The 24,028-nt window shown below is 72.1% G+C and carries 24 protein-coding genes, 1 tRNA gene and 2 pseudogenes; 18 read left to right on the top strand and 9 right to left on the bottom strand.

Features of this window, described 5'->3' with window-relative positions:
• Window positions 1-71 precede the first annotated feature (71 nt).
• Window positions 72-368: a type II toxin-antitoxin system VapB family antitoxin gene (locus ABT354_RS33265; RefSeq protein WP_323448625.1), complete on the top strand. Its 297-nt coding sequence runs from the start codon at window positions 72-74 to the stop codon at window positions 366-368.
• Window positions 369-557: 189 nt separating this feature from the next.
• Window positions 558-1,229, top strand: coding sequence for a LytR C-terminal domain-containing protein (locus tag ABT354_RS33270; protein WP_351500775.1), 672 nt, complete (start codon window positions 558-560; stop codon window positions 1,227-1,229).
• A 136-nt stretch (window positions 1,230-1,365) separates the two neighbouring features.
• On the opposite strand, the gene upp is transcribed toward ABT354_RS33270, so the two are convergent.
• On the bottom strand, window positions 1,366-2,001 hold the full coding sequence (gene upp, locus ABT354_RS33275) for a uracil phosphoribosyltransferase (protein ID WP_351500777.1): 636 nt from the start codon (window positions 1,999-2,001) through the stop codon (window positions 1,366-1,368).
• Between the two features lie 76 nt (window positions 2,002-2,077).
• Between upp and ABT354_RS33280 the strand changes: the two genes are divergently transcribed.
• The 5 genes and pseudogenes from ABT354_RS33280 to ABT354_RS33300 form a co-directional block, all read left to right on the top strand.
• Window positions 2,078-2,332 carry a hypothetical protein gene (locus ABT354_RS33280; RefSeq protein WP_502983547.1) on the top strand — a complete coding sequence of 85 codons (255 nt, stop codon included), beginning with the start codon at window positions 2,078-2,080 and terminating at the stop codon, window positions 2,330-2,332.
• 179 nt (window positions 2,333-2,511) lie between these two features.
• Window positions 2,512-3,075 (top strand): tRNA adenosine deaminase-associated protein, encoded by a 564-nt coding sequence (locus tag ABT354_RS33285; protein WP_351500779.1) that lies wholly within the window; start codon window positions 2,512-2,514, stop codon window positions 3,073-3,075.
• Window positions 3,076-3,122: 47 nt separating this feature from the next.
• The gene (tadA, locus tag ABT354_RS33290) at window positions 3,123-3,587 is read left to right on the top strand and encodes a tRNA adenosine(34) deaminase TadA (protein ID WP_351500781.1); all 465 of its coding nucleotides are present in this window, start codon (window positions 3,123-3,125) and stop codon (window positions 3,585-3,587) included.
• An 89-nt stretch (window positions 3,588-3,676) separates the two neighbouring features.
• A tRNA-Ser gene (locus ABT354_RS33295) sits at window positions 3,677-3,761 on the top strand.
• Window positions 3,762-4,036: 275 nt separating this feature from the next.
• Window positions 4,037-4,378, top strand: a pseudogene (locus ABT354_RS33300) (ATP-binding protein); the annotation flags it as partial.
• 125 nt (window positions 4,379-4,503) lie between these two features.
• Here ABT354_RS33300 and ABT354_RS33305 read toward each other — a convergent pair.
• Window positions 4,504-4,833, bottom strand: a complete 330-nt coding sequence (locus ABT354_RS33305) for a hypothetical protein (RefSeq protein WP_351500783.1) — start codon at window positions 4,831-4,833, stop codon at window positions 4,504-4,506.
• A 393-nt stretch (window positions 4,834-5,226) separates the two neighbouring features.
• Here ABT354_RS33305 and ABT354_RS33310 point away from each other — a divergent pair, with 393 nt between their 5' ends.
• The 4 genes from ABT354_RS33310 to ABT354_RS33325 all read left to right on the top strand — a co-directional run bounded on the left by ABT354_RS33310 (window position 5,227) and on the right by ABT354_RS33325 (window position 8,121).
• Window positions 5,227-5,391, top strand: a complete 165-nt coding sequence (locus ABT354_RS33310; RefSeq protein WP_351500785.1) for a hypothetical protein — start codon at window positions 5,227-5,229, stop codon at window positions 5,389-5,391.
• A gap of 50 nt (window positions 5,392-5,441) precedes the next feature.
• Window positions 5,442-5,735: a Dabb family protein gene (locus tag ABT354_RS33315; RefSeq protein WP_351500787.1), complete on the top strand. Its 294-nt coding sequence runs from the start codon at window positions 5,442-5,444 to the stop codon at window positions 5,733-5,735.
• A gap of 258 nt (window positions 5,736-5,993) precedes the next feature.
• Window positions 5,994-7,007 carry an RNA polymerase sigma factor SigF gene (locus ABT354_RS33320; RefSeq protein ID WP_351500789.1) on the top strand — a complete coding sequence of 338 codons (1,014 nt, stop codon included), beginning with the start codon at window positions 5,994-5,996 and terminating at the stop codon, window positions 7,005-7,007.
• Between the two features lie 238 nt (window positions 7,008-7,245).
• On the top strand, window positions 7,246-8,121 hold the full coding sequence (locus ABT354_RS33325) for an RNA polymerase sigma factor SigF (protein ID WP_351500791.1): 876 nt from the start codon (window positions 7,246-7,248) through the stop codon (window positions 8,119-8,121).
• Window positions 8,122-8,325: 204 nt separating this feature from the next.
• On the opposite strand, the gene ABT354_RS33330 is transcribed toward ABT354_RS33325, so the two are convergent.
• Window positions 8,326-8,544 carry a hypothetical protein gene (locus tag ABT354_RS33330; protein ID WP_351500793.1) on the bottom strand — a complete coding sequence of 73 codons (219 nt, stop codon included), beginning with the start codon at window positions 8,542-8,544 and terminating at the stop codon, window positions 8,326-8,328.
• Window positions 8,545-8,771: 227 nt separating this feature from the next.
• Between ABT354_RS33330 and ABT354_RS33335 the strand changes: the two genes are divergently transcribed.
• From ABT354_RS33335 to ABT354_RS33345, 3 genes and pseudogenes are all read left to right on the top strand, one after another.
• Window positions 8,772-9,230 carry a MarR family winged helix-turn-helix transcriptional regulator gene (locus ABT354_RS33335; protein ID WP_351500795.1) on the top strand — a complete coding sequence of 153 codons (459 nt, stop codon included), beginning with the start codon at window positions 8,772-8,774 and terminating at the stop codon, window positions 9,228-9,230.
• Window positions 9,231-9,283: 53 nt separating this feature from the next.
• Window positions 9,284-10,772: pseudogene (locus ABT354_RS33340) on the top strand (MDR family MFS transporter); the annotation flags it as partial.
• A gap of 152 nt (window positions 10,773-10,924) precedes the next feature.
• Complete coding sequence (locus ABT354_RS33345; RefSeq protein ID WP_351500799.1) at window positions 10,925-11,395, top strand: PPOX class F420-dependent oxidoreductase; 471 nt, start codon at window positions 10,925-10,927, stop codon at window positions 11,393-11,395.
• A 16-nt stretch (window positions 11,396-11,411) separates the two neighbouring features.
• On the opposite strand, the gene ABT354_RS33350 is transcribed toward ABT354_RS33345, so the two are convergent.
• Window positions 11,412-12,218, bottom strand: coding sequence for an MBL fold metallo-hydrolase (locus ABT354_RS33350; RefSeq protein ID WP_351500801.1), 807 nt, complete (start codon window positions 12,216-12,218; stop codon window positions 11,412-11,414).
• A 106-nt stretch (window positions 12,219-12,324) separates the two neighbouring features.
• Window positions 12,325-13,500, bottom strand: a complete 1,176-nt coding sequence (locus ABT354_RS33355; protein ID WP_351500803.1) for a helix-turn-helix domain-containing protein — start codon at window positions 13,498-13,500, stop codon at window positions 12,325-12,327.
• A 160-nt stretch (window positions 13,501-13,660) separates the two neighbouring features.
• Between ABT354_RS33355 and ABT354_RS33360 the strand changes: the two genes are divergently transcribed.
• Window positions 13,661-13,897: a hypothetical protein gene (locus ABT354_RS33360; protein ID WP_351500805.1), complete on the top strand. Its 237-nt coding sequence runs from the start codon at window positions 13,661-13,663 to the stop codon at window positions 13,895-13,897.
• 30 nt (window positions 13,898-13,927) lie between these two features.
• A complete protein-coding gene (locus ABT354_RS33365; protein ID WP_351500807.1) occupies window positions 13,928-15,010 on the top strand; it encodes an endonuclease/exonuclease/phosphatase family protein in 1,083 nt (360 codons plus the stop codon).
• 21 nt (window positions 15,011-15,031) lie between these two features.
• On the opposite strand, the gene ABT354_RS33370 is transcribed toward ABT354_RS33365, so the two are convergent.
• Together ABT354_RS33370 and ABT354_RS33375 are read right to left on the bottom strand one after the other, a co-directional pair.
• Window positions 15,032-15,412 carry an RNA-binding S4 domain-containing protein gene (locus tag ABT354_RS33370; protein ID WP_351500809.1) on the bottom strand — a complete coding sequence of 127 codons (381 nt, stop codon included), beginning with the start codon at window positions 15,410-15,412 and terminating at the stop codon, window positions 15,032-15,034.
• 90 nt (window positions 15,413-15,502) lie between these two features.
• Entirely contained in the window at window positions 15,503-17,560 is a 2,058-nt protein-coding gene (locus ABT354_RS33375; RefSeq protein ID WP_351500811.1) for a PhoX family protein, read from the bottom strand.
• Window positions 17,561-18,193: 633 nt separating this feature from the next.
• Between ABT354_RS33375 and ABT354_RS33380 the strand changes: the two genes are divergently transcribed.
• Window positions 18,194-20,269 carry a VWA domain-containing protein gene (locus ABT354_RS33380; RefSeq protein ID WP_351500813.1) on the top strand — a complete coding sequence of 692 codons (2,076 nt, stop codon included), beginning with the start codon at window positions 18,194-18,196 and terminating at the stop codon, window positions 20,267-20,269.
• Here the strand turns inward: ABT354_RS33380 and ABT354_RS33385 are convergent.
• On the bottom strand, window positions 20,266-21,444 hold the full coding sequence (locus ABT354_RS33385) for a sensor histidine kinase (RefSeq protein ID WP_351500815.1): 1,179 nt from the start codon (window positions 21,442-21,444) through the stop codon (window positions 20,266-20,268). The genes ABT354_RS33380 and ABT354_RS33385 overlap by 4 nt on opposite strands.
• Window positions 21,441-22,094 carry a response regulator transcription factor gene (locus tag ABT354_RS33390; RefSeq protein WP_351500817.1) on the bottom strand — a complete coding sequence of 218 codons (654 nt, stop codon included), beginning with the start codon at window positions 22,092-22,094 and terminating at the stop codon, window positions 21,441-21,443. Before ABT354_RS33390 ends, ABT354_RS33385 begins: the two co-directional genes overlap by 4 nt.
• 183 nt (window positions 22,095-22,277) lie before the next feature.
• Between ABT354_RS33390 and metG the strand changes: the two genes are divergently transcribed.
• Complete coding sequence (gene metG / locus ABT354_RS33395; protein ID WP_351500819.1) at window positions 22,278-23,897, top strand: methionine--tRNA ligase; 1,620 nt, start codon at window positions 22,278-22,280, stop codon at window positions 23,895-23,897.
• The last annotated feature ends 131 nt before the right edge of the window (window positions 23,898-24,028 follow it).

Raw genomic sequence — 24,028 nt, forward strand, 5'->3', positions numbered from 1 at the left:
GGAGTTTTGCCCAGGATCGCACTCGGCCGCCATGGCTGCGCCCGGAGGTCGTTGCCCGGTAGGCTTTCCGTGTGATCTTCAAGCGCATCGGAAACGGACGGCCTTACCCCGACCATGGCCGGGAAAGCACCCGCCAGTGGGCGGATGTCGCGCCGCGCCCGGTCCGCCTCGATCAGCTCGTCACCACCAAGGGCCAGCTCGACCTGGAAACGCTGCTCGCCGAGGACTCCACCTTCTACGGCGACCTCTTCGCCCATGTCGTGAAGTGGCAGGGCGACCTCTATCTGGAGGACGGACTGCACCGCGCGGTGCGCGCGGCGCTCCAGCAGCGGCAGGTCCTGCACGCCCGGGTGCTGGAGCTGAGCTGAGGAACCGGTCGGCGCACGGCCCCGGTCCGCTCCATCCGCCCGGTCGGCCACCCCGCTGACCCGCCGACCCCGTCGGCGAGGGGCGCGACCGGCCCTGACTGACCCTTTCGGGCTCTTTACGGGACCGTACGGACGCAGTCAGTCGATCATCTTGTAGGAATGGGTGCCGGGCGGCACTACGCTGCGCCCATGAGCATGCTGACTCCTCCCGGCATGGGCGGAAAGTACCGAGTGACGGGCGACCGTTATCCCCGTATGCGGCGTCCGCGCCATCGCCGCAGGATCGTCACGGCGATGATCGTCGGGGCGGTCACGCTCGGGGCGGCCGGCTGGGGGACCGCGCAGCTCGTCGATGTCTACACCCGTGACGACAGCCGCTCGGACCGGGCCTCGGGACGGGCGGGCGACTGCAAGCCCGCACCCGGCGCGTCGGCCAAGGCCGGCAAGGCCGGGCAGCCGGAGAAAGCGGGGATCGCCGCGAGCGCGGCGAAGCTCCAGCCCCGGCAGATCACCGTCAATGTCTACAACGCGACCCCGCGCGGCGGGCTCGCCAAGGCGGCGGCGGACGAGCTCAAGAAGCGCGGCTTCACCATCGGCAAGGTCGGCAACGCCACCGCCGCGTACGACAAGAAGGTGACGAACACCGCGGTGCTGCTCGGCTCCCGTACCGCCGCGCAGGGGTCCCTGAAGGTGCTGGGCACCCAGCTGAAGGGCGCGACGGCCAAGGCGGACGGGCGGAAGACGGCCGATGTGGACCTGATCATCGGCACCGCGTACAAGGCGCTGGCGCCGAAGGCGGCGGCGGACGCGGCACTCACGGCGCTGCGGAAGCCCGCCCCCGCCGCGAAGGGGAAGTGCTGAGCCGCTGCACCCCGCCGGCGGACACGGGGAGACCGGGACGGGACACCGGGCCCGGGTACAGGGACGCCCCGGAGACCCGAGGCGGCTGACCCGGGCTCCGGGGCGACGATCGAAACGCCCTGGGGAAGTGCGGTGACTACTCGGCGCTGCCGTACATCCGGTCCCCGGCGTCGCCGAGGCCCGGCACGATGTACCCCTGCTCGTTGAGCCGCTCGTCCACGGCGGCGGTGACCACGGTGACCGGGGTCCCGGCCAGCTCGCGCTCCATCACCTCGACGCCCTCGGGCGCCGCCAGCAGCACGACCGCGGTCACATCGTCGGCACCGCGCCGGATCAGCTCCCGGATCGCCGCCACCAGCGTGCCGCCGGTCGCCAGCATCGGGTCGAGGACGTACACCTGGCGCCCGGACAGATCCTCCGGCATCCGGGTCGCGTAGGTCGACGCCTCCAGCGTCTCCTCGTTACGGATCATGCCGAGGAAGCCGACCTCGGCGGTGGGCAGCAGCCGCACCATGCCGTCGAGCATGCCGAGACCGGCCCGCAGGATCGGCACCACCAGCGGGCGCGGGTGCGAGAGCTTGACCCCGGTCGTCCGGGTCACCGGGGTCTCGATGTCCACCAGCTCGGTGCGCACATCCCGGGTCGCCTCGTACGCGAGCAGGGTGACCAGCTCGTCGGCGAGACGCCGGAAGGTCGGGGAGTCGGTGCGCCGGTCGCGCAGCGTGGTGAGTTTGTGAGCCACCAGCGGGTGGTCGACGACATGGATCCGCATGCCGTCAACAGTAGCCCGGGTCGCTTCAAGGGGGCCTCCGGAGGGAAGGTGGAGGCAATACGTCAGCCATGGGGTGGTGAGGCCGGTGCCGGGACCCGAGCATCCGGAGCAGGAGCACGAGCAGTGGCAACACGCGGTGGAACGTGCCCTGGAAGGCCCGGACGGCGAGAGCGCGGGCGAGGTCGGCGAGGACGCCGAGCGCCGCAGGCGGCGGGCGCAGTTCCTCCGAGAGCTGAACGAGGCCAAGGCGCTGCGGGAGCGGGTCCAGCCCCGGCGGGCGCGGGCGGCGAGGATGCGCCAGCAGATGCGTATGCGCACCTTCCGCTGGTGACCGGGGGCGGTGTTCGCCCGGTCGGCGGTTACGCGTGAAAGGCCCGGTTGAGAACTGATGGACGACGCAACGACGGAAGACCTCTCGCGAAGCGCCGGTTTCTGCCACGATTCCGAGTGGGCGGGGCACGTACCTGGGCTCCGTCAGTCGTCACACCTCTGATCAGTGGGAGAGTCACGGTGTACTTCGCCGCACTGCTCGCGCGCACTCAAGACGGGTGGGAAGCGAGCGACACAGAGCTAGACGATGTGGAGACCCTGTCGGATCTGACCGATCTGGCGCGGGAGGCCGCGCCGGACGAGGACACGGTGCTCGTCTTCATCGAGCAGGAGGACGCGTGGTTCGGCATCGTCCGGGTGGAGGGCGAGGACGACCCCCGTATCTATGTCTCCAACGGGGCCGCGGCGGCGCGTTCCTCGTACGGGGAGATCCTCACCAGTGAGCTGCTCGGCGCGGACCGGAGCGACCCGGTCGGCGACCTGGACGCCCTGGTGGACCTCGACGGGACCGAGGAGGGGGAACCTGCCTCGGACCGTCCCGACCACGACAACGACCACGACAACGACCCGGACGACGACGGACCGGACGCCGGCGGAGCCGCGCCGGCGGGGCCGCTCGGCGACCGGCTTATCCTGGCTGACCTTGGCATGTCGGAGGGGGAACTGCTGGTACTCGACACCGACGCACTGGGAGAGATCGCGGACGCGCTGGGTGCCTCGGAGGTGCTGGAGACCGTCCGCTAGGTGGAGCCTGGCGACAGGCAGACGGGAACGGTACGCCGGTGACGGCCATGACGGATCCGGTCCGCGGACCGTGGGAGGCGCCGATGCGTCTCGCTCTCGCCGAGGCCGGACAGGCGGCGCTGGCCGGTGATGTGCCGGTCGGCGCCGTTGTCCTCGGCCCGGACGGGGCGGTGCTCGCCACCGGCCACAACGAACGCGAGCTGACCGGCGACCCCACCGCCCATGCGGAGGTCCTGGCGATCCGCCGCGCCGCGGGCCCGGCCGGCGGCTGGCGGCTGACCGACTGCACGCTGGTGGTCACCCTGGAGCCGTGCACGATGTGCGCGGGAGCGATCACCCAGTCCCGGGTGGGGCGGGTCGTCTTCGGCGCCTGGGACGAGAAGGCGGGCGCGGTGGGCTCCCTGTGGGACGTGGTCCGCGACCGCCGCCTCAACCACCGCCCCGAAGTGATCGCCGGCGTCCTGGAACCCGAGTGCGCCCGCGCCCTGACGGACTTCTTCCGCCACCGCTGACCCTCCCCGCCCTCCCCTGACGATCCCCCGGGGATCCCCCAGGGATATGGATTTCGGCAGAGGGCCCCCTGTGGGCTAAGCTCTCTCCCGGTAGCGTGTCCGAGCGGCCGAAGGAGCTCGCCTCGAAAGCGAGTGTGGCGCAAGTCACCGAGGGTTCAAATCCCTCCGCTACCGCTCTCACACCCTCCTGAACTGTGGAAACACAGACAGGGGGGTGTTTTGCGTGGTGCGGTGTCAACACGGCGGCCCGCTCACCTCCCCTACCTCTCTCGGTTGCCGACTCGCCCGGTGGCAGTGCCGGCGAATCCCGGTGGCGCGGGTTGTTTCGAAGTGGACTTCGACGTAATCCGTCGAAGTCCAGGAGGCCTGATGAAGGACAATCTGTCGGCCAAGCCGGATGACGTAGATCCCGGGGCTGCTTCAGCAGCTCTATGACGAGCGTCAGCGCGGTGCCAGGCCCGGGGCCGGACCCGACCGAGATCGCCGACCAGGCAGCACGGACGAAGCACGAGGTGGACGTCATCGCCCTGGCCGCCGGTGAGCGTCCGCAGACGCCCCGGGCGAGGGTCGCGCTCCTCGGCGAGGCCAAGGCGACCGCCGCCCGCCGGGGAACCGGCGACCTGCGGCGCCTGGAACGCATCCGTGCCCTCCTCGCCGAGCAGGGGTACGACGTCGACGGCACCACTCTGGCCCTGTACTCGCTGCACGGCTTCCATCCCGACCTGAGCGAGTCCGCCGGCCGGCGCGACGACGTTCTTCTGGTCGATCTGCCCACCCTCTACGGAAAGTGACGCCTGACGGCACGGGCCGCCTCTGCTCCGTGTGGACAGGTCCACACGGAGCACGGCACAAGAGGATGCAACAGGGTTGGCCTCCACGGAGACGGGGATCGTCTCGCTCCCGACCGTCCGGCTTCTTACAGAACGGCCATGAGCACGCCCGAGGGGACCAGTGTGGCCAGCACGTTCAGCGGCCAGTACACCCGGGGAGCCCACTCCGTCCTGCGTCGCAGCGGACGGTTGGCGAGCCACCACAGCAGGGCGGACACGATCAGCACCGGCACCATGACCATCAGCACCGGAAGGACGCCGTCGTTCTCCGTGGGCTCCCGCTGTGTCAGCCCGAGAGCGGCCAGCGGCCAGTTCGCCGCGAAGTACCAGAGCACCCATACCGGAACGACCCCGGGGATCCCGAGAAGCAGATTCACGCCCACCGCTGTCCACGACCAGGTCCGCATGCGCCCCATTGTTCAGGCTCCGCCCGGGCCCACGGTACGCGGAAGAAGCCGCGCCCGGTGAGGGGGCGCGGCTTCTTCGGCCGGTGGGGGAAGCGGCCCCCAAAGGTCCCGCTTCCCCCGGCGTGGGGGCCGCTCCACAGGCCCGCCGCCGTCGTCGGGGGAACTGACGGAAGCGGGACCCCGCAGCGTGGGTACGGTCCCCTGCCCGCCGGACTCCTGCCAGATCCCCGCGGGCGTGGACTCCATCGTGCTCCTCCGGCGCGGCCGGGACGGGCGGCGAACGGCCCCCTTCGCCGGGCCCTTGGTCCTTAAAGCCTCGGTTAGACTTCCGCGACTCTCCAGGGTCCCTCCGGACTCCGGGAGCCGCAGGGGCCTGAGGGACACCGGGGAGGAACAGGAACGATGGCACAGGCGAAGAAGATCGCGCTCTATCTGGTGGCCGGATTCCTGCTCTATACGATCATCAGTGCCCCGGACAAGGCCGCCGATCTCGTGCAGATAGGCTTCGAGGGCATATCCAGCGCCGCGAAGAGCGTCGGCGACTTCCTGTCCGAGCTGGTCGAATAGGCCCGCCGGGGCCCGGTCCGGCCCGGCCACACCCGCCCGAGGAGTCTCCCTTGATCCGTCATCTGGTCCTCTTCAAGCTGAACGAAGGCGTCGAGCGGGACGAGCCCCGGGTCGTCGCCGGGGCGAAGGCGTTCCAGGAGCTGGGCGGCCTCGTGCCCGAACTGGAGTTCTGGGAGTGCGGCTGGAACATCAGCGACCGGCCCATCGCCCATGACTTCGCGATCAACTCCGCCGTGGCGGATCCGGCCGCGCTGGCCCGCTATATCCAGCACCCCGCCCACCAGGCCGCCGCCGACCGCTGGCGGGAGTTCTCCACCTGGGTGATCGCCGACTACGAGGTCTGAGCCACCCCGCCGCCCGCGCGGCGATCCGTACACCGGACGGACGAACGACCCCTCGCACATCAGTTCGCCGACCGATGTCACGACACACCTCGGGACCCCTTGCCATCAGGGCAGGGGGTCCTTTTGTGTCCGGCTCCCAACTTGCCCCTCAACACGGTGTTATCGGGTGCTTGCACACAGTGGACATGTCTTGTGATGCTATGACCGCTTTTGATGGATGAGGTGTCCCGTTGATGACCGCAAAGAGGTGGCGTCACCGTGCCGGCCAGTACCGCGCCTGAAGCGCTGCCCCAGAACGAGCGCCCGGACGGGCGGCCCGACGGCGAGCCTCCCGGCACCGCGCCGCCCGGGACGGACCCCGACGGCGCGGACTCCAGCGAATCCCCCGACACCACCGCCCCCACGGACGCCACAGACCCCAAAGACGCCACGGCCCCCGGAGACACCACGGGCCCTGGAGACACCACGGAGCCCGCAGAACCGGAGGAGGGGCGGTCAGGGGGCGGCGGCCGGGGGGCCGACACCCGTGCCCTCACCCAGGTCCTCTTCGCCGAGCTGAAGCAGCTGGCGCCCGGCACCCCGGAGCACACCCGGGTCCGGGGCGCCCTGATCGAGGCCAACCTCCCGCTGGTGCGGTACGCCGCCGCCCGCTTCCGCAGCCGCAATGAGCCCATGGAGGACGTGGTCCAGGTCGGCACCATCGGCCTGATCAACGCGATCGACCGCTTCGACCCGGACCGGGGGGTGCAGTTCCCCACCTTCGCCATGCCGACCGTCGTCGGCGAGATCAAACGCTACTTTCGCGACAATGTCCGCACCGTCCATGTGCCCCGTCGCCTCCATGAACTGTGGGTCCAGGTCAATGGCGCCACGGAGGACCTGACCACGGCCCATGGCCGGATCCCGACCACGGCGGAGATCGCCGAGCGGCTGCGGATCGGCGAGGACGAGGTGCTCGCCTGTATCGAGGCCGGGCGCTCGTACCACGCGACCTCGCTGGAGGCGGCCCAGGAGGGCGACGGGCTGCCCGGCCTGCTCGACCGTCTCGGTTACGAGGATCCCGCGCTCGCCGGGGTCGAACACCGGGACCTCGTACGCCATCTGCTGGTGCAGCTGCCCGAGCGGGAGCAGCGGATTCTGATGCTCCGTTACTACAGCAACCTGACACAGTCCCAGATCAGTCAGGAACTGGGAGTGTCCCAGATGCATGTGTCAAGACTGCTGGCGCGAAGCTTCGCCCGATTGCGATCCGCAAACAGGATCGAAGCGTAGCCGGAACGGGTAGACCCGCCAGGGGTGTTCCTCCTGGCAACCCCCGTCTCACACCCCTCACACGCTGCGGTGATTCTCAAGAACTCTGTCGACTTATCTCTTCGACGTGTTGCCGACATGTGACATTCTGCGGAAGACGCGTTTGCCGCAGCCTTGTGGCCGGTATTTCAGGTGCAGGCTGCGTTCCTCCGTTGGTCGCGGCCACCCGCGACCGTACGCGACCTCAAAAGGGGGTGGCATGTCCGCAGAACAGGGCAGCTCGAAGGTGCTCACGCTCTCGCCCGTACCGAGCGCTCCCGCGCCGGTCACCACCGACGGCCCGGAAGCCATCGACACCCGTACCCTCTCCCGCTCCCTCTTCCTGCGGCTGCGCACGCTGGACGAGGCGGCCCAGGGGCCCGACGGACTGGTCGACAGCCCGGAGCGCACCTATGTGCGGGACACGCTGATCGAGCTGAACCTCCCCCTGGTGCGGTACGCGGCGGCCCGCTTCCGCAGCCGGAACGAGCCGATGGAGGACATCGTCCAGGTCGGCACGATCGGCCTGATCAAGGCGATCGACCGGTTCGACTGCGAACGGGGCGTGGAGTTCCCCACGTTCGCGATGCCGACCGTCGTCGGCGAGATCAAGCGCTTCTTCCGGGACACCTCGTGGTCGGTACGGGTCCCCCGGCGCCTCCAGGAGCTGCGGCTCGCCCTCACCAAGGCCAGTGACGAGCTGGCGCAGCGGCTGGACCGCTCGCCGACCGTGCCCGAACTCGCCGCCGTGCTGGGTGTGTCGGAGGAGGAGGTCGTCGACGGCCTCGCGGTCGGCAACGCCTACACGGCGTCCTCGCTGGACTCCCCCTCGCCCGAGGACGACGGCGGCGAGGGCTCGCTGGCGGACCGGCTGGGGTACGAGGACACCGCGCTGGAGGGGGTGGAGTACCGCGAGTCGCTGAAGCCGCTGCTGGCCAAACTCCCGCCCCGGGAGCGGCAGATCATCATGCTGCGGTTCTTCGCGAACATGACACAGTCCCAGATCGGCGAGGAGGTCGGCATCTCGCAGATGCATGTCTCGCGACTGCTGACCCGGACCCTCGCCCAGCTGCGGGACGGTCTGATCTCGGACTGATCCCCGCCGATCTCCGGACAGCCGTCAGGGCGGCGCCTCACCGACGGGTGGGGCGCCGTTCCCGTGCCCCGGCCGACGCGTACGGGTGCGGGGCACCGGCGTACGGGTACGGAGAGCGGAGCGCCGGTACGGGAGTCCGCGCCGGGCGCACGAGGCGTGCGGGCCCGGCGTACGGAGACCGGTGTACGGGTACGGGTGCGGGGATCAGGCGAAGGCCAGCCAGGCCACCGCGCCCAGGACGGCGATGCCCGCGACGACGGCGGCGATCAGTCCCACCCGGGGACCGGAGCGCGCGGGGGCCGCCCGGCGACCGCCCTGCGGGGCGCCCTCGTCGACGAACGCGCGGAACATCTGGGTGCTGCCGGCGGGGTCGTGGTGTCCCTGGGGGTGCTGACCCTGGGGGGCATGGGGGTTGTGTGCCATGGGGCACGACCCTAGCGAACCCGGGTACGGGGCCCAACTCCGGGCGCCCCGGCGCCCATCGGCGCGGCCCGCCCCCGGGGCCGTCCCCCCGTACCCCCCGCCTCGCCTCCGTAAGCGGCGTCACACCCCCACACCCCCCTGATTTAGTTTGCTTGCGGCAACCATCCGTCTATATTGTTGCCCTAAGCAATAAGATCTTCAGACCAGGAAACCGGGGGGCTCGCACCGTGGCCGCACCGAGCCAGTACGCGGAGCTGGCCCGTCAGCTCAGTTCCATCGGCGCGCTGCGGCGCGGCCTCGCGCGCTCCCTGCCCGTCGAATGCCCCTCCGGACCCGCCTCCGTCCTCGCCCTGCTCGCGCGCCATGGCGAGCTGCGGACCGGCGGGGTCGCCGAGCTGCTCGCCGTCGACACCTCCGTCTCCAGCCGCCATGTCGCCCATGTGGTCGAGCGCGGCTGGGTCGAACGCGCCCCCGACCCCCATGACCGGCGCTCCCGGATCCTGCGGCTGACCCCGGCGGGCCGGGAGATGCTCGCCGAACTCCACCGGCGCACCACCGATCTGTTCGCCCGCAATCTGCACGACTGGACCGACGACGAGATCGGCCGGCTGATCAGCATGCTCGCCCGGCTGCGTGACTCCTTCGGCCCCTGCCGCCCGCTCCCCCTCGACGGACCCGAGAGCTGAAGGAGTCACCGATGGCCGCGACAGCCGCCCCCGCCGCCCCGCCCGCCCCGCCCATGACCCATCCGCAGATCATGAAGGCGCTCTCCGGGCTGCTGCTCGGGATGTTCGTCGCCATGCTGTCGTCCACCATCGTCTCCAACGCCCTGCCGCAGATGATCAGCGATCTCGGCGGCGGGCAGAGCGCGTACACCTGGGTGGTGACGGCGGCGCTCCTGGCCATGACGGCGACCACCCCGCTCTGGGGGAAGCTCGCGGATCTCTTCAGCAAGAAGCTGCTGGTCCAGATATCCCTGCTGATCTATGTGGCGGGGTCGATGGTGGCCGGGCTCTCCCAGTCCACCGGGATGCTGATCGCCTGCCGGGTGGTGCAGGGCATCGGGGTCGGCGGGCTCACCGCGCTCTCCCAGGTGATCATGGCGGCGATGATCTCCCCCCGGGAGCGGGGCCGTTACAGCGGCTATCTCGGGGCGACCTTCGCGGTCGCGACCGTCGGCGGCCCGATCCTCGGCGGTCTTGTCACGGACACCGAGTGGCTCGGCTGGCGCTGGTGCTTCTATGTGGTCGTACCGTTCGCGCTGCTCGCCTGGGTGGTGCTCCAGCGGACGCTGGACCTGCCGGTGGTGAAGCGGCGGGTCACCATCGACTGGACCGGCGCGGTGCTGATCAGCGCCGCCGTCTCCACCCTGCTGGTCTGGGTCACCTTCGCGGGCGACCGCTACGACTGGCTCTCCTGGCAGACCGGGGCGATGGTCGGCGGGTCGGTACTGCTCGGCGCCGCGTTCCTGCGGACGGAGTCCCGGGCGAGCGACCCGATCATCCCGCTGCGGCTCTTCCGGAACCGGACCATCGCCCTGGCGTCGGTCGCCTCGCTCTTCGTCGGGGTCGCGATGTTCGCGGGCACGGTCTTCTTCAGCCAGTACTTCCAGCTGGCGCGGGGTCTGACGCCGACCATGTCCGGGCTGGCGACGGTCCCGATGATCGCGGGGCTCTTCCTCTCCTCCACCGTCTCGGGCTGGATCATCACCCGGACCGGCCGCTGGAAGGGCTGGCTGGTCGGCGGCGGGGTGCTGCTGACGGCGGGGCTGGCGCTGCTGGGGACGATCCGTTACGACACGGCGTACTGGCAGCTCGCCTCCGCCATGGCGGTGATGGGGCTCGGGCTCGGCATGATGATGCAGAATCTGGTGCTCTGCGTCCAGAACCAGGTCTCCCCGGGCGATCTGGGCGCCGCCTCCTCCACGGTGGTCTTCTTCCGCACCCTGGGCGGCGCGATCGGGGTCTCCGCGCTCGGCGCGGTCCTCGGCACCCGGGTCACCGGCCATGTCGAGGACGGCCTCGCCGCGCTGGGCCCCGAGGGGGCGGCCCTCGCGGACTCCGGGCAGAACACGGGCGCGATCCCGGATATGTCGACCATGCCGGAGCCGCTGCGGTCGGTGATGGAGAGCGCGTACGGGCACGGGGTGGCGGACGTCTTCCTCTACTCGGCGCCGTTCGCCCTGGTGGCCCTGGTGGTGACGCTCTTCGTCAAGGAGGTCGCGCTGAAGTCGGAGACCGGGAGCGGGGGCTCCGACGCGGGCTCGGATGCGGCGGACGGTACGGCGGACGGGGCGGCTCCGGAGGCGCGGGAGCGGGTTCCCGCCGGGTCCTGAGCGTTCACCGGGTACGGGGCCCCGGCCGTGGTTAGGCTGCGGCCCATGGCACCCAACATCGCCTCCAACACCCCCGTGGACCTCGACGGTCTGCTGGAGTTCGTCCGTCCCCGGCACCGGGCGATCCTGCTGACGACCCGCGCCGACGGCACCCCGCAGGGCTCCCCGCTGACCTGCGGGGTCGACACCTCGGGCCGGATCGTGATCTCCACCTACCCCGAGCGCGCCAAGACCCGTAACGCCCGGCGGGACCCCCGGGTGAGCGTGCTCGTGCTCTCCGACGACTGGGACGGGCCCTGGGTCCAGATCGACGGCGACGCGGAGGTCCTGGACGTACCGGAGTCGGTCGAGCCGCTGGTGGAGTACTTCCGGGTGATCGCCGGGGAGCACCCGGACTGGGCGGAGTACCGCGCGGCCATGGTCCGGCAGGGCAAGTCCCTGATCCGGATCACGCCCCGGCGCTGGGGCCCGGTCGCGAAGGGCGGCTTCCCGGCACGGCTGAGCGACGGAGGCTGACGGCGCCCCCACCGGGTCAGTGGAGGGTGCGTCCCGTCTCCTCGCCGAGGGCGGTGAACTCCCGGGTGTCATGCGCGGAGAAGATCCGTACCACCCCGTCCGTCCGGCGCAGCTCCCGCAGCCGTTCCAGCTGGGCCAGGCGGAGCCGGTGGTCGTCGGCGACCATGCGCTGGATCAGCGAAAGGCCCCGGGGGCAGCGCGGGCGGCGGGTGTCGGTCTCGCCGTGGAAGTAGTACGCGTCGCCCGCGTGCAGCAGCCATCGTTCGGGTTGTTGGACCGCGACGGCGGCATGGCCCCGGGTGTGTCCGGGCAGGGGCACCAGCAGCACATCGGGCGAGCGCAGCACCCGGCTGGCGGCGAAGCCGTGCCAGTCGGTGTCGGCGGTGTCGTGCACCACCCAGCGCGGGCCGTGCGCCCACTGGGCGGGGCGGTAGCGGGAGATGTCCGAGCGGGTCTCCCGCCGCATCGCCGCGCGGTACTCGTCGGCCATGATGTGGACCCGCGCCCCGGGGAAGTCGGCGAGGCCGCCGGCGTGGTCCAGGTCGAGATGGGTGAGGACGATGTCCCGCACATCCGCCGGGTCGTACCCGAGCGCCGCGATCTGCCGTACGGCGGTCCGCTCCGGCGCGAGCCCCGGGCGCATCGACCGCCGGAACATCCCGCCGAGCCGCCGGGGGTCGGCGACATCGGCCGAGCCGAACCCGGTGTCGACCAGCAGCAGCCCGCCGCCGGTCACGACGAGCAGGCAGTGCGCGACCAGGGGCGGGCCGCCTAAGGGGCGCATCGGGGCGCAGTCCAGATGGTGCACGGTGGGCCGGTGCATGGGGCTCCTCCATTCCCTGGCCCCGCCGCCGCCCGGCCGGGACGCGGCGATCTCGTACCCGCGCGATCAAGTGCCTAATCCCGCAGTGTGGTGGCAGAACCTCGCGTCAGAACTGGATGCGGGCGAGGCGGGCGAGGCGCACCAGCCTGGGGTTGCTGCGTTTGTGACGGATCGTGAGCACCCGGAGAAGCTCCTGCGCGGTGGGGTGCACCCGGGCCATCTGGGGTGCGGCGGCCCAGGCGGAGACCAGGTGGTCGGTGGCCCTGTCGCGGTCGCCGAGGGCGAGATACGAGCGGGAGATGTTCATATGGAGCGGGCCGATCCGGGTGGCGGGAAGGGTGACCGTCGTACGCTCCAGGTCGTCCATGACGGCGACGGCGTCCTGGTGGCGATCCAGGTCACCGGCGGTGGCGACGGCGTGGACGGCGGTGTTCTCGGGGCCGAAGTGGATGCCGTAGCGGTTCACATCGCGGTCGAAGCGCTCCGCCAGTGCCCTGGCCCGGGTGAGATGGCCGTCGGCGGTCGCCCGGTCGCCCGCCCGGCCGGCGAGGGTCAGCCCGCGCAGATGGAGGATGCCGAGGGCGTACTCCCGCTCCGGCCCGGATGCGGTGGACTCCACCTCGGTGACGGCGCGGTCGACCACCGCCAGACCGTCCGGCCACTCGCCGTGGTTGAGATGGACACCCGCCTCGTCGCGTGCGGCGACGGCCAGGGCCAGCGGGTCGGCCTGTTCGGCGGCGATCCGCTGCTTGGTCACGGCGAGATCCGCGAGGGTCATCCACCGGTGGCGGGCGGCCAGCCAGTAGACCGTCGAGTACGCCTCGGACACCATCGCCCATGACCGGGGGGTATTCACCGTGTGGGCGTACGCCTGGGTACGGGAGACCAGTCCCGGGAGGGCGGCGAGGACTCCGGCGAGATCGGCGTCACCGCGCAGGGTCACCATGTCCGCGAGCGCGGCCCGGACGGCTCTCCCGTCCGTCTCGGTCTCCCCGCCCGGAAGGCCGAACCGTCTGATCGCCGCCTGGAGCCCCCGGAAGGAATCCTCGGCGTCCTGCGGGACGGGCGCGGTGCCGAGGACCTGGTCCAGTGGCAGCCCCAGCGCCCTGGCGAGTGATGCGGCGACCGGCTGGGTCAGGGTGCGCTCGCCCCGTTCCACCTTGCCGAGCTGGGACTTGGAGAGCCCAGCCGCCAGCGCCAGCCGGTCCTGTCCCCAGCCGCGCTCCTTCCGGAGCCGGGCCACATTGGCACCCGGCCCGGGAACCTGTCTGATCGAACCCATGTCGCCGGCCGTCCTCCGATCGACTCCCGATGGACACCATGCTCCACGGTACGGGTACCCAGCGCATCGGCCTGTGCACTTGTTGTGTTCTTTCGCCCCGGTGCGGCGTCGTTGACTGGTCAGGGAAGGACATCCCGCCGCGAGGCACGAGGAGAGGACGGTGGTCCGGGTGATCGACCGGCGGCGCGGGCTGGCGCGGGCGCGGGAGTTCAATCCGCTGGACTTCGGACCGTGCCGGTGTCCCGACGCGGGGTGTCCGCTGAAGCGGTCCGGGCCGGTCGGGGCGCTGGTGCGGGGCGAGGACACCCGGCCCGTGCTGGAGCGGATCCGGGCGGAGATCCGCGCGGACATCGACCGGCGGCGGCGCTTCGGGGCCTGGGGGCGGGGCGAAGGCTGAGGGCGCGCCCAGGAGGCATCGGGGAAACTGATGGGTGACCAGTTCGTACCGATCCGCCGGAGGCCCACCGTGGACCGCGCCCTCTCGACCCCCGAGGTGACCCCCGCGCCGGAGGCGGAGCCGCCGTGGGGCGGGTACCCGCTGAAGTGGAGGTCCCGGCGGGCGCGGCTGGTCAGCCGCTTCGGCGGGCTGTTGCTGCTGGTCCCCACCGGCATCGTGGTGGCACGGGTCGCCGACACCGACATGGTCACCCCCGTCCCGCAGCTGCTCGCCTTTCTGCCGTGGCTGCTCGTCCCCGCCGGCTGCGCCCTGGTGCTGATGGTGCTGGCGCGCTGGCGCTTCGGCATCCTCTGGGCGGCGGCGGTGCTCGCGGTGCTCGGCTGGTTCGTCCGGCCGTACGACACCGGCCTCGCCGAGGTCCCCGACGGGCGCAAGGTGGCCCGTATCGAGGTGCTCACCTCGAACGTCGAGTACGGACAGGGCACCGACGCCCTGCTGAGGACGGTCCGGCGGGAGGACCCGGACATCGTCTTCGTGCAGGAGTGCAACATCCTCTGCTCCCGGGCGCTCGCGGCGGAGATACCGCGCGCCGACTACCCCCACCGAAAGATCGTGGAGGGGTACGGGGCGGACGGCTCCTCCCTCCTCAGCCGCTATCCGCTGCGGGACGCCCCCGGGATCGAGGGCAGTCTCACCATGCCCGCCGCCGTCGCGGAGATCGCGGGCCAGGAGGTCCTGCTCCAGCTGGTCCATCCGCTGCCGCCGATCCCCGGCATGGTCGGCGATTGGCGCCGGGAGCTGAGGAACATCCGCGACCGGGCCGCCGCCGTGAAGGACTCCGCCGCGATCGTCGCCGGGGACTTCAACGCCACCCCGGACCATGCCGCCTTCCGGAAGATCCTGGACGCGGGAGAGCTGCGCTCCGCCGCGATCCTCGGCGGAGCCTCCCGTACCCCCTCCTGGCCCTCGATGGTCGGCAGGCCGCTCGGCGCGCAGATCGACCATGTGCTGGTCAGCCGGGACTTCTCGGTGGACTCGGCCCGTTTCCTGGAGGTGGCCGGGAGCGACCACCGGGCGCTGCTGGTCCGGCTGGACCTGCACGACGCCCGCTGACCGGGCCGTACCCGTGGGGATCTAGCGGGGGCCCTGGAGCCGTTCCATCTCGCGGCGGTCCCGCTTGGTCGGGCGGCCGGTGCCCCGGGCGCGGATCGCGACGGGTGCCACGAACTCCTTCGGCGGGGGCGGCGGGCTCTGGTCGGTGTAGCACTCGACGGCGACCGGGGCGCCGACCCGCTTCCCGATGGCCCGGGTGACGACCACGATCCGCTCCCGCCCCGCGTGGAAGAGCCGGACCTGATCGCCCGGCTTCACGGTCTGCGACGCCTTCACCCGGGTGCCATTGACCCGCACATGACCGGCCTTGCACGCCGCCGAGGCCTGGGACCGGCTCTTGGTCAGCCGCACGGACCAGATCCAGGAGTCGACCCGTACCGGCTCTGTCGCTTGGGTGTCCATGTCCCCGACTGTACGACGCCCCGCCCGGGGGACCCCCACGAATATCGCGCGAGGTCACCCGGGCGGGGCGGTCGTCCAGGGCTGCCCCGGTCAGACGCCGATCGCGCGGCCGTCCTTGCGCCAGACCGCCACCACCGCCGGGCGGACCAGCCGCCCCGGGCCGTCCGGCCACCGGCTCGCGGGCTTCTCCACCGAGGCGCCGTCCACCTCGCCCGGGTGCTGCACCGCGACCAGCACCCGGCGTTCCTGGATCACCGGACCGCAGGTCTCCGCCCCCGTCGGCACCGTCAGGAACTGCTTCAGCTCACCGCGCCGCTCACCGTGGGTGGCCACCCCGTAGAGACCGTCGTGGGAGCCGAGCTGATTGCCGTCCGTGGAGATCCACAGATTGCCGTACGGGTCGAAGGCCACATTGTCCGGGCAGGAGATCGGGCTGACCTTCTCCTTCGGGAACCCGGCGAAGTACGTCGACGGGTCCTTGGGGTCACCGGCCACCAGGAAGAGCCGCCAGGCGAACCCGTCCGACGCCGGGTCGTCCCAGTTCTCCGCCAGCTCCAGGATCTGGCCGTGCTTGTTGAGGTTGCGCGGATTGGCCTCGTCCGCGCCCGGCTTCCCGGGCTTGCCCCGGTCGGAGTTGTTGGTCAGCGCGACATAGACCCGCCCGGTGCGCGGCGAGGGCTCCACATCCTCGGGGCGGTCCATCTTGGTCGCCCCGACCTTGTCCCCCGCGACCCGGGTGAAGACATAGACCTCGTCCGCCGTCATCCCCGGTACGTGCGACACATCGCCGGTCGCCAGCGGGATCCACACCCCGGAGCCGTCGAACTCGCCGTCGGCGGGGAGCCGGCCCGTACCGTCGATGTCCTGCGGGCTGTCCCCGGTCAGCTTCGCGACGTACAGCGTGCCCTCGTCCAGCAGGGTGCGGTTGTGCTCCCGCGCCGCGCGGGAGTCACCGTGCTTCATCCGGCGCGACGAGACGAACTTGTAGAAGTAGTCAAAGCGTTCGTCGTCCCCCATGTAGACCACGGGACGGCCGTCGTCCGTCAGCCGGGGCTGGGCCGCCTCGTGCTTGAACCGGCCCAGCGCGGTGCGCTTGCGCGGGGTCCAGTCGGGGTCGTACGGGTCCAGCTCCACCACCCAGCCGAAGCGGTGCGACTCATTCGGCTCCCGGGCCACGTCGAACCGCTTGTCGAACCGCTCCCACTTGCGCTCGGAGGCACCCGTACCGAGGCCGTAGCGCTTGTCGGTGGCGCTGGAGGCGTTGGCGAAGTACTGGTTGAAGTTCTCCTCGCCGTGGAGCGTGGTGCCCCAGGGGGTGGTGCCGCCCGCGCAGTTGTTGAGGGTGCCGCGCACCCGGGTGCCCGTGGGGTCGGCCGAGGTCCGCAGCAGCGGGGAGCCCGCCGCCGGGCCGGTGACCTTGAAGAGGCTGGTCGCGGTGAGCCTGCGGTTGAGAGGGTGGCGGGTCACCGGGGTGAGCCGGCCGGAGCGGTGCTCCTCCTGGACCACCACCACGGAGAGGCCGTGCGCGGCCCAGGCGATCTCCACCTGCTCCCGGGTGGGCTTCTCCGGGTCGTACCCCCGGAACATGAGTACCTCATCGGTGTACTCATGGTTGGCGACGAGCACCTGACGGTCGCGCTCGCCCTTCAGCGGCAGCAGCGAGAGGAAGTCGTTGTTGTAGCCGAACTGGCCCGCCTGGGCCTTGGCCGACTGGCGGTTCGCGTCGAACCGGGGAGCGCCCCGCAGGATGGGGTCGCCCCAGCGGATCACCACCTCCTGGGTATAGCCGGAGGGGACGGTGACCTTGTCGTTCCGGTTGGGGGCGACCGGCTGGAAACGGAGCCCCCGGGCGCCGTCGCCGGGGCGGCCCTGGCCGTGGCCCCGGTGGGTGACGGGGGCGGCGACCGCGCCGCCCGTACCCGGACCGCCGATGACCCCGGAGGCGCCCGCCGCGACGGTCACCACGGCGGCGGCCCGCACCAGGGAACGGCGGGACAGGGCGCGCGCGATGATGTCGCCCGCGTACTCGTTGTCGCTGGTGTTGGGCACCTCCTGGAAGCAGGCGTCCCCGCAGCGGTAGCGGCAGGTGAGCGCGGAACGCCCGCCCGGGTGGGGCGCGGTGTTCAGCAGCGGCAGCAGTCTGCGCACGTGGTCCTCCTCCGGCGCGCTCCGCGCCGACAGTCTGTCGGAAAGTCTCCCGGGCGAGACGTTAGGGGTGAACCGGTGCGAAGTGGCGGACGCGGGGTGAACGGCGAATGAACCCCGGAATGAGATGGGGGATTACCGGCCATGCGGGGTGTCGCGTACGGGAAACGGGAGATACGCGGGGTACGGGAGGCGCGTCCGCCGGCGGTGGCGGAGGGGGGACCGCCCCGTCGGGGGCGGGCGCGCGGTGGCGGCTAACCTTACGTGTCCGCCCTGGCCAGGACACACCACGGACAACCTGGTGCAAGTGCGGAGAAAACTCCACACAACTCATGCGAAAGGTCCTCGCACATGGGCATTCGGAGCTTGCTGCGCAAGGTATTCGGCCGCGATCGTTCGGAGTCCGCCGAGGCGGGGACTGTGCCCTCCGTACCGCCCCAGTCGGACCGTACCGAACCGGCCACGGGGGCGGGGGCGGCTTCGCCTTCTTCGCCGGACCCGTCGCCGTCAGCTTCTGAGACCGCGGCCCCGGAGGCGGAGGGCCGGACGCCGTCGCCGTCGGCCACGGTGCCGCCGGAGGGGCGGGCGGCGGATCTGGTGTCGGCCGCGTTCGACCGTCCGCAGGCCCGGCCTCGGATGGCGTCGATCCCGGCCCAGGCACGCACCGAGCCGGTCCCCGCCGCCGAGGCGTCGGAGCCCAGGCCGGCGGTGCCCCAGCAGAAGTCGGCGCCCGAGGCGAGCACGGTGACCACCGCGCCGGTGGGCGAGACCGTGCCGGTGGCGGAGCCGGTCGCCGAGGCGAAGACCGGGACCGGGACCGTGGCTGAGCCGGAGCCTGTCGCCGAGGCCAAGACCGACACCGTGACTGAGCCGGAGCCGGTCGCCGAGGTCGCGCCCGAGCCGAAGCCTGCCGACGAGCCCGTCGCCGAGGTCACGCCCGTGGCGGCCCCCGAGCCGGAGGCCGCGCCGGTGGCGGAACCTGCGGCAGAGGCGAAGACCGGGACCGTGGCCGAGCCCGAGCCCGCCGCCAAGGCGGCACCCGAAGCGGAGCCGGAGCCGGAGGTGGTTTCGGAGCCGAAGCCTGCCGCCGAGGCCGCGTCCGTGGCGGAACCGGTCGCCGAGACCGCGCCCGTACAGGAAGAGGCCACGACCACGCCGGCCACCGAGGCCGTGCCGGAGGCTGTTGCCGAGGCCGCGCCCGTGGCAGAGCCCGTCACCGAGGACAAGCCCGCCCGGGTCGAGGCGAAGGCGACCCCGGCGGCTGTCGCCGGGACGGAGCCGGTGGCCGAGGTGGCCCCCGTACAGGAAGAGGCCGGGACCTCGCCCGCCGTCGAGACCGTCGCGGAGCCCGTGGCCGACCGGGACAAGCCTGCCGAGGTGGCATCGGAGGCAGTCGCCGAGACCGCTCCGGCCGCCGGGACCGTGGTGGAACCCGTGGCCGAGGCGACGCCTGCGGCCGAGGCGAAGACCGACACCGTGGCCGAGCCGGAGCCGATCGCCGAGGTCGCGCCCGAGGTGGAGCCCGCCGCCGAGGTCGTGGCGGGGACTGTCGCCGAGACCGGCCGGGAAGCGACCCCGGAGCCGGTCGCCGAGACCGTGCCCGAGGCCGAGGCGGCAGCGGTGCCGGAGGCTGCGGCCGGGAGCGCGCCCGAGCCCGCCGTCATCGAGGCCGCGTCCGAGCCGGTCGCCGAGGTGGAGCCGGAGCCCGTCGCCCGAGCCGTGCCGGAGGACACCACCGAGGCGGCACCCGAGGCGGAGGCTGTCCCGGAGGTCGTGGCGGAGCCCGTCGCGGAGACGCGGCCTGCGGCGGAACCGGTCGCCGCAGCCGAGCCCGTACAGGACGAGGCCGGGACCGCCCCGGCCGCCGAGGCCGTGCCGGAGGCTGTTGCCGAGGTGGCACCCGAGCCGGAGCCTGCCGTCATCGAGGACGCGCCCGAGCCGGTCGCCGAGGTCGTGGCGGAGGCCGTCGCCGAGGCGCAGCCCACCGCCGTGCCGGAGGCGGAGGTCGTGGTCGCGCCGGTCGTGGCGGACGAACCCGTACAGGAAGAGGCCGGAACCGCGCCGGAGGCGGCTGGCGTGCCCGCAGGGCTTCGGGGGTGGTACCGGGCGGCCGGGGAGGTCATCGGGCGGAAGGGGCTCGGGGAGGCGCGGGAGGTGCGGGTGTATCTCGTGCTCGACCGGTCCGGGTCGATGCGGCCGTACTACAAGGACGGCAGCGCCCAGGACCTCGGCGAGCGCACCCTCGCCCTCGCCGCGCACCTGGGTGGCGACGAGGCCCGGGTCGACGTGGTGTTCTTCTCCACCGAGGTGGACGGCACCGGCGAGCTGACCGCCGCCGCCCACGAGGGCCGGATCGACGAGCTGCACGCCTCCCTCGGCCGGCTGGGCCGGACCAACTACCACCTCGCGGTGGAGGAGGTCGTCGCCCTGCACACCAAGGCCGCCCCCGGCACCCCCGCGCTGGTGGTCTTCCAGACCGACGGCGCCCCCGAGTCGAAGACCGCCGCCACCGCCGCGCTCGCCGCCGCTGCCGGGGCGGAGCCCGGGATCTTCTGGCGGTTCGTCGCCTTCGGCGAGCACGACGCCAAGGCCTTCGACTATCTGCGCAAGCTGTCCGTGCCCAACGCGGGCTTCTTCCACGCGGGCCCCGCGCCCGCCGCCCTCGCGGACGCCGAGCTGTACGACGGGATCCTCGGGGACTGGCGCCCCTAAGCAGGAGCCATAGGCAGGGACACGGTGACGGTCAGGCCCCCCTCGGGGCCGGGCCGGGCCGTCACCCCGCCGCCGTGGGCCCGGGCGATCGAGCGGACGATCGAGAGCCCGAGGCCCGCGCCGGGGCCCATCCGGTCCCGGCCCTCACCCCGCCGGAAGGGCTCGAAGAGCGCCGGGATCCGCGCCGCCTCGATCGGCGGCCCCGTGTTCTCCACGGTGAGCACTCCGCCCGCGACCCGTACCGACACCGTCCCGTCGGGGACGTTGTAGGCCACCGCGTTCGCCACCAGATTGGCGACGAGCCGCCCCAGCAGCTCCCGGTCGCCCCGGACGACACCCCCGGGCCCGCCGGCCACCTCGGCCGTCACCCCGTACCGCCGGGCCTCCTCCGTCGTGACCTCGGCGAGGTCCACGTCCTCCCGGTCCGCGTCCCGGCCGTCGCCGAGCCCCCGCTCCCCCCGGGCCAGCACCAGCAGCCCCTCGATCAGCCGCTCACTGCGGCGGTTGGCCTCCAGCAGGATCTCCCGGGTGGCGGCGACCTCCTCGGGGCGGTCGGGGTCGAGGCCGATCTGGATCGCGGCCCGCTGGGTCGCCAGCGGGGTGCGCAGCTCATGGGAGGCGTTCGCGACAAAGCGGCGCTGGCTGTCCAGCGCCTTCTCCAGCCGGGCGAGCAGCGCGTCGAGGGTGTCGCCCAGCTCCTTCAGCTCGTCGTCGGGGCCGCTCGCGGCGATCCGTTCGGAGAGGTTCCGCTCGGAGAGCCGCCGGGCCCGTGCCGTCATCTCATGGACGGGCCGCAGGACCCGCCCGGCGGTCCACCACCCCACCACCACCGCGCACAACGCCATCACCAGCAGGGCGGTGAAGGACCAGAGGAGCAGATTCGCGGCGGCGGCGTCGCTGACGGTCCCGGTGAGCAGCGCGAGAGAGCCGTCCTCCGCCGGACCGGGGGCGCCCCAGCTCTCCTGGGACCAGGGGGCCGCCCGGCGGGCGATCTCCGCCGCCTCCGCCTCCGTACCCGCCCTCGCCAGCAGATTCACCAGCGCCAGCAGGACACCGCCGAGCAGCAGGAAGACGGCCCCGTACACCAGCGCGATCCGCAGCCGGATGGTGGAGCCGGGCCCCAGGGCGGCGGGACCGGCATGCGGAGGGCGGGGACGAGAACGGCCGGTGCTCACAGCCGGTACCCCACACCCTGGACCGTCTCGATCAGCGCGGGCTCCCCGAGCTTCGACCGCAGCTTGCTCAGACAGACCCGTACCGCACCGGTGAAGGGGTCGGCATGGGCGTCCCACGCCCGTTCCAGCAGCTCCTCCGCCGAGACGGTCGCGCCGTCCGCCTCCAGCAGCAGCTGGAGCACGGAGAACTCCTTCGGGGAGAGTCCGAGGTCCCGGCCGTCCCGTTCGGCCGTGCGGCGGGCCGGGTCGAGGCGCAGCCCCCGGTGGTGGAGGAGCGGTGGCACCGGCCGGGCGCTGCGCCGCCGCAGGGCCCGTACCCGGGAGACCAGCTCCGGGAAGTCGAACGGTTTGCCGAGATAGTCGTCGGCGCCGAGATCGAGCCCGGCGACCCGGTCCGCCGTGGCGACGGAGGCCGTCAGCATCAGGATCCGGGTCCGCGCGGCGGCGGCGACCAGCGCGCGGGCCACCTCGTCGCCATGGCGGCCGGGCAGATCGCGGTCGAGGACGACCACGTCGTAGTCGTGGAGCCGCAGCGCCTCCAGCGCCTCGTCGCCCCGGTGGACCATGTCCACCGCGAACCCGGCCCGGCGCAGTCCGGTGGTGATCAGCCGGGCCAGCGCCCGCTCGTCCTCGGCGACCAGTACCCGCATTCCGTTTCCTCCCCTGGCGCATACTCGGCGCATACCCCGGTACGTTCCCCGGTGCGTTCCCCGGCGCATACCCGGGTGCGTTCCCGCCCTTCGGGTTTCCCGGGCCACGGAAAGTCTCCGGCACCCGCCGCCCCGGGCCATAAGCGGGTGAGCCGGGCCTTCCGGGGCCAGTAGGATTTCGCCATGGCGGCCACTGGATCCGAGAAGCAGGGGGCGGCGGCGTACTACGTCACGACCCCCATTTACTACGTCAACGACGCTCCTCACCTGGGCCACGCCTATACGACCGTCGCAGGCGACGTGCTCACCCGCTGGCACCGCCAGCGCGGCGAGAAGGTGTGGTACCTCACCGGCACGGACGAGCACGGTCAGAAGATCATGCGCACGGCCGAGACGCACGGCGTCACCCCCCAGGAATGGTGCGACAAGCTCGTCTCCGAGGCGTGGAAGCCCCTCTGGGAGCACCTGAACATCGCGAACGACGATTTCATCCGGACCACCGAGAAGCGGCACACGGACCGGGTGAAGGAGTTCGTCCAGGATCTCTACGAGAAGGGCGAGATCTACAAGGGCGGGTACGAGGGCCCGTACTGCGTCGGCTGTGAGGAGTACAAGCTCCCCGGCGATCTCATCGACGGCGAGGGCGAGTACGCGGGCGAGAAGCTCTGCCCCATCCACAAGAAGCCGGTGGAGCTGCTCAAGGAGGAGAACTACTTCTTCAAGCTGAGCGAGTACGGTCCGAAGCTGCTGGAGCTGTACGAGGCCAACCCGGGCTTCATCCAGCCCGAGTCCGCCCGTAACGAGGTCGTGAACTTCGTCCGGCAGGGCCTCCAGGACCTCTCCATCTCCCGGTCGACCTTCGACTGGGGCGTGAAGGTGCCGTGGGACGAGAAGCACGTGATCTACGTGTGGATCGACGCGCTGCTCAACTACGCCACCGCCGTCGGCTACAACGAGAACCCGGAGAAGTTCGGCTCGACCTTCCCCGCCGATGTGCACCTGGTCGGCAAGGACATCCTCCGCTTCCACGCGATCATCTGGCCCGCGATGCTGATGGCGAACGGGCTTCCGGTGCCGGGGCGGGTCGCGGCGAACGGCTGGCTGATGGTCGGCGGCGAGAAGATGTCGAAGTCCAATCTGACCGGCATCAAGCCGCAGGACCTGACCTCGCACTTCGGCGTGGACGCCTACCGCTGGTACTTCCTGCGGGCCATCGCGTTCGGCCAGGACGGCTCGTTCTCCTGGGAGGACTTCACCGCCCGCTACACCAGTGAGCTGGCCAACGACTACGGCAATCTGGCCTCCCGGGTCGCCGCCATGGTCGGCAAGTACTTCGGCGGCGCGCTGCCGGAGGCCACGGCAGCGGGCGATGCGGAGCAGGCGGTACGGGACGGTCTGGCGACGGCGGTCGCCGAGGCGGACCGGCGGATCGGCGACGAGGTGGACTTCCAGGGCGGCATCCTGGCGATCTTCGACTTCGTCAAGCAGGTCAACGGCTATCTGACCGAGCAGGAGCCCTGGAAGGTCGCCAAGGACACCTCGCCGGAGGGTCAGGCCCGGCTGGCGACGATCCTCTACACGGCGGCGGAGTCGCTGCGGGCGGTCGCGGTCCTGCTGAACTCGGTGATGCCGGAGACCTCGCAGGCGCTGTGGGACTCGCTGGGCGCGGAGGCCGCGCTGGGCGCGCTCGACGCGCAGCGGGTGCAGGACGCCGGTACGTGGGGGCAGCTGCCCGCCGGGGTCACGGTCACCAAGGGCGCGGTGCTCTTCCCCCGCCTGGAGGACCCGAAGAAGGACCAGTAGGCGGTAGCAGGCAGGAGCGGTACGGGCGTGGGGGGGGGGGGGCCCCCACCCCCCGCCCCCCCCCCGCGGCCCCGGGCCGCCCCGGGGCGGGGCGGGGGGGGGCGGCGCGCGGCGGAGGCGCGAGAAGAGGC

This window comes from Streptomyces sp. NPDC000594, from assembly GCF_040299965.1.
In the GTDB taxonomy this organism is placed as follows: Bacteria; Actinomycetota; Actinomycetes; order Streptomycetales; family Streptomycetaceae; genus Streptomyces.